Annotated in this window: 2 protein-coding genes and 1 pseudogene; 2 read left to right on the forward strand and 1 reads right to left on the reverse strand. The window is 59.9% G+C overall.

The window, feature by feature from the left end; translation table 11 throughout:
* Positions 1–335: 335 nt before the first annotated feature.
* A complete protein-coding gene (locus CWS39_RS27785) occupies positions 336–1,211 on the reverse strand; it encodes a DUF1828 domain-containing protein (RefSeq protein WP_102146052.1) in 876 nt (291 codons plus the stop codon).
* A 1,324-nt stretch (positions 1,212–2,535) separates the two neighbouring features.
* Here CWS39_RS27785 and CWS39_RS27795 point away from each other — a divergent pair.
* Complete coding sequence (locus CWS39_RS27795) at positions 2,536–4,041, forward strand: ATP-binding protein (protein ID WP_102146054.1); 1,506 nt, start codon at positions 2,536–2,538, stop codon at positions 4,039–4,041.
* Positions 4,013–5,072 (forward strand): annotated as a pseudogene (locus CWS39_RS27800) (hypothetical protein); the annotation flags it as partial. The gene CWS39_RS27795 and the pseudogene CWS39_RS27800, both read left to right, overlap by 29 nt.

Below are 5,072 nucleotides of genomic sequence, written 5' to 3' on the forward strand. Positions count from 1 at the left end.
CCGAACAACACATCATTTATTTATGAGACACACCACTAGCTTCGGACCCGTCGCCCTCCGAGCTCTGCTGATCAAGCCGCTTATCGTTATCCGTCACTCGAAATACCCTATCAGCCGTTCTGGTCTATGTTGGCGCGTGTTCAACCTATTGCGCACCATATTCCAATGTTCGTCGAATGGCGATATAACTCAGGTCCGCCGCTAACTCAAAGGCTATGTCTGTCCCGTTTGGTCGTGGTACGTGGGATTGTTGATGGTCACCGGTGGGGGACCTCCACTTGGCCACCAGTGGGGACTTTTTCATGGCCACGAAACGCACCGAAGGGCGCTTCTAATTAGGCGGAGTCGGCGGGTCCGCCGATATCGGCTGGGAGCTGCCCGAGTGAGTCGAACACGAAGTCATGAACCGGCGGCGCAGCCTTCGCGGTCATGAATGTTCGGAGCGAAATCTGCCCTTCGAATGATCCGACATAGCTCACCTCGGCGAGCCGCCGTGTCATGCTCCGCAGCCTGTCTTGGGTGGCCGACTTCGTCGGGACTGATTCCAGGATCGTCAACCGATTCCGTAATGGGTATGTGGATTCGTGGAGACCGCCCATTACCCAGAAGGCATGTTCCATCGATGTTCTGAGGTCAGTGATCCTCCGGCCGCTGGCCGCTTGAACGACCAGATCGCCCCTGGGCGAGTCAACGATGGCGGTAACAGTCTGCGCTTCGCCAAACCTGTCAACGACGCTGGTCTTGTCTTGCACGGGGACTTTGGCTTCTGATCGGAGCCACGCTCGCACCTTGTCGACAAACGTGTGCCGTTCACCCATCGTAAGGAGGTGCACACTATCTAGCGCGACGCACGCATCAGCCAGCACAGAGATTCCAGCCGCAGCTGCATCCGCCTTGGTCTGTAGGAAAACACGGCCCCCGACTTCACGGATACCGAACTCGTCAAGGACGTCAGCCCACATGCTTCTTGCTCGATTAGACGTGATGTCAGACCCGACAAGGTCCAAACGAGCCCGGGTCAGTCCGCCGTCACTGACAACAACGCGTTCGCCATCCTCAGATGGACGAACCAGCAATTCCACCGCATCACCGTCGGAGAAGAAGCGCCCCGTAGTTACGATCAGGCTCTTGCCGTCGTGAGCATTCCGACAGGTGATCTCGCTACGCAGCAAGTCGAGCGCTGACGAGAGCGCCCCACGATCAGCAGTCATGGAATCACGTCTCCATCCTCGGTGCTCACGGGTTCCGTCGAGCCGATGAACTTCAGCGGATCCACCCAATGGTATGCCCCGCCCAATTTAACGTGGAACATCCGACAGAACATCTCGAATAGCTCTCTGAGCTGGTCAGATGTGACCTTAGTGTCATCGTCTCGAAACCACTCAGGCGGCCACGGCGGTGGTGGATCAACGGCATGCGCATCCTTGTAGGGATCTCGCCACTCATGCAGATGGGTCTGGTTGATCCACATGCGAGAGTCGGTCCTTCGATTAAAGTGACTCCCGCGAACGTCTAGTCTGCACGCGATGTTGCGCTTTGGCTGACCGTCGCGAATCAGAAACGTCGGCCGATGCGGTTCAGCAATCGGTATGCCGGCGAACAGGGTGATCGGGACCGATAACACCGTCTTTAACCGATGTGAAGCACGCACCCTCGTCCCTACAACCCGCCAGTCGAGCGTCTCGAGCAGCTCGAGCTTCGCGTCGCCCCGTTGGATTGCCTCGCAGGTTGCACCATCCATTATCCGGCGATCCCGTCAGCATCGTTTGCTGTGTCGGACCTCATGCTGACCTTGCCTTGCCGATGGCCGTAGCTGACTCTCCCGTTGGCCGATTGTGCCGTGACTAGCGGGCAGTTTGAGCTCAGCATGTCTAGTCGGAGCGAGTTTGGAGCCGGACGTCCATTGCGCTCCGCGTCGGAAAGCGCCGCCGTTCCGTTGTTCGGCCAGCCCATTGGCCTCGCATCCGCACAGGACTATCGCCAACTCAATCATCCCTTCGGGTCGGACCCTATTTGGTCCGCGGTCCACATAGTGGGAGGCACGCCCGGGGATAAATGACCACCTCCGAACGTCGTCGAGGTCGCCCTCGAAGTGCACGATCTCGTACAGTTCGCGGCGGCGATCTGGGTCCGCGAGGTCCCATCGAACGTCACGAGGGTTGAGGCCCGACCAGCACAGACTTACGTACCGGCAGACTCACCGACCGTGCGAAGGGCCGTTGACCTCGTCGAGCGAATTAGGCGCCGGCACGCGACGTACCCACCGGGATGGGTCTCGCGCCCACGCCTCTCGCTTCACGGGCTCCCATGACTCTGTGATGCCCGAGACCGCATAGTTGCACGAGCAGAGCTCTTGGTTTGCCTAACGACTAGGCGCGACGCCGCCTAGGCTGGGGTTTAAGGCCGTGATTAGGCGCGAATCGCGGCTACACGGTGCAATCAAATTGCGGTCCGATGGCAGGAAGAGAGAATTATGGTGCCTGATCGACCTAAGGTGTACGCGACGCATCCCCCACCGGCGCTTTCGGGCGGGCGATGACGGCAGTATCGAGTTATGACCAGTCAGGTGACATGTGGGAGGAGGCGCCGCCCGATCCCGCGGCGACGATCGAGTCGCTTAGGCATCTCGGATACGAACCGAAGTCTGCACTTGCGGACTTGATTGACAACAGTCTCGCCGCAGGAGCAGCCACCGTGGCGGTACGGGCGCACTGGGCCGGCCGGGATTCCTGGTGTGCCGTGATTGACGACGGCGAAGGGATGACCAAGAAGCGCCTGAAGGAAGCGATGCGGATTGGCAGCAGCGACCCATTGCTTCCTCGTGATGCCGGTGATCTGGGGAGATTTGGTTTCGGCCTGAAGACGGCGTCCTTCTCCCAAGCGCGGGAAGTCACAGTTTCGACGAGACGAAGTGGCGAGGACGGGTCGTCTGTGCGGTGTTGGGACCTTGATGCGGTCCGACGGACTGGGCGGTGGGTGCTTCGCCGGAATGCTCCACTCGAGGCCGCCGCCATTCTGAGTGCGCTTGACGACGGCAGCGCCGGCACGATCGTGCTTTGGCGACGACTTACGGACCTCGTCGCCTCGGACTCGAAGACCAGCGACAAGGCCGCACGAAAGGCGTTCAACGATCAACTAGAGACAGTGTCCCGTTGGCTGGGCATGGTGTTCGGTCGGTTTCTGCTCCGCGAGAAAGCCCTCAAGCTACGAATTAACGATGCCGTTGTGGAACCGTTTGCGCCGTTCCTCGAGGAGCATCCCGCGACGCAGGTGTTGCCGCCGGAGCGCCTGACGTTTCGCGGATTCGACGTCTGTGTCAGGCCCTTCGTCCTACCGCACGAATCGAAACTGAGCCCGCACCTACGACATGTTGCCGCGGGCCCGATGGGGTGGAACGAGCAGCAAGGTTTCTATGTGTATCGAAGAGATCGCCTCATAGTCGCGGGGGACTGGCTCGGACTCGGCTTGTCGCGCGACGATGCGCATAATTTGGCCAGAATCTCCGTCGATATCCCAGCTGAGCTTGATCGCGAATGGAAACTAGACATTTCAAAGGGGACGGTTCGTCCTCCTGCCGGCTTGCGATCGGACTTACTTCGCATCGCGCGGGATACCCGTCGGAAGGCGAAGGCTGTGATGCGCCACCGCGCAGGTGAGGTCAGGCGCGACCCAGCGGGGCGAATCGATCACGTCTGGCGTGTGCTGGCAAGTCATGGAACGCGGGAGCCAAGGATCAACCGCAGCCATCCGTTAATCGCCAAGGCACTCCAAGATGCTGGCGATCAGCGGCGTGAACTTTCGGCGATATTCTCGTTGCTGGAAGACACGGTGCCTATGGTCAGTGTTCCAAGCAAACCTCTTGAGCGCGCTCCGCTCGAGGATAGGCCACCCGACGAAATCCTTGCGTTGGCGGAGAGTGCATACGAATCGCTGCTCGCACAAGGTAAATCCCGAAGCGAAGCTGCTCAGCGCATCCGCAACGCAGAACCGTTCAATCTTTACCCTGCGATAGTTGAACGCTTCGGAGGCAACGGTGACTGAAGATCTGATGACAAAGGCATACGAGACTGCACTGTCGATGTTGTCGGTCGGCGGGCTCACGACAGCCGAGGACGTCGAACACGCCGTCGACGCGGCGGCGGCATTTCTTGCTCGAGGGCGCGACGGCGTAGCTTTCGACCGCGATCAGCTCATCCGCCAGCTACAAGCCGCGCTTGACATCTTTCAAGAAGACTCCTCCGCCCTCGTAGACGATCGTGGCCACGTTGAATGGCTCGATTCGCGCCGAGGCTCGATCGACTGGGCTTTCTCAGAGCGATACCTCCGCTACTTGCGCGAGCGGCAGAACAGACCCCCTAACATCCTAGATCGGCTTGATCGGGTCACTCTCAAGGTGCTCGGACACCTCGAAGATCCTGACCGTACAGACCAGTGGGATCGCCGAGGACTCGTTGTCGGCGGCGTTCAATCCGGCAAGACAGGCAACTATGTTGGGCTTATTTGCCGAGCGGCTGACGCCGGTTACCGCTTGGTCGTTGTGCTGGCAGGGATGTACAACAACTTGCGTAGCCAGACGCAGCTCCGGCTCGATGAGGGCTTCCTTGGCTTCGATACGCAGATTCGTCAGGGCCTAGACGGTGATCAAACGGACGGGGGGTTCCCAGACGGCGCACTAGGAGTCTTCCAACTCCCTGGCGCCCGACGGCTGGCCGTCGCGTCCCTCACAAACAGCGCTGAGGACGGCGACTTCCGGACCCCGAAGGCTCGAGCCGTTCCGGTGGCGCTTGGGACGCTTCCCGTATTGCTTGTGGTTAAGAAGCACGCGGGCATTCTCAACAAACTGACGGACTGGGTCCTAGAGGCGGCCGGAAAGGGTGACCCCAAGACCATTCGAGACTTCCCCCTTCTGCTCCTTGATGACGAGGCCGACAACGCCTCGATAAGCACGAAGGATCCATTTGTCGATGGCCGCTGGGCGCCTGAGGATGTCGACCCGACGAAGGTAAACGCCGCGATTCGCCGGCTCCTCAATGCGTTTGAACGGAAGGCGTATGTCGGCTATACCGCTGACC

The sequence above is a fragment of the Mycobacterium hubeiense genome (assembly GCF_002838065.1).
Lineage (GTDB): Bacteria > Actinomycetota > Actinomycetes > Mycobacteriales > Mycobacteriaceae > Mycobacterium > Mycobacterium hubeiense.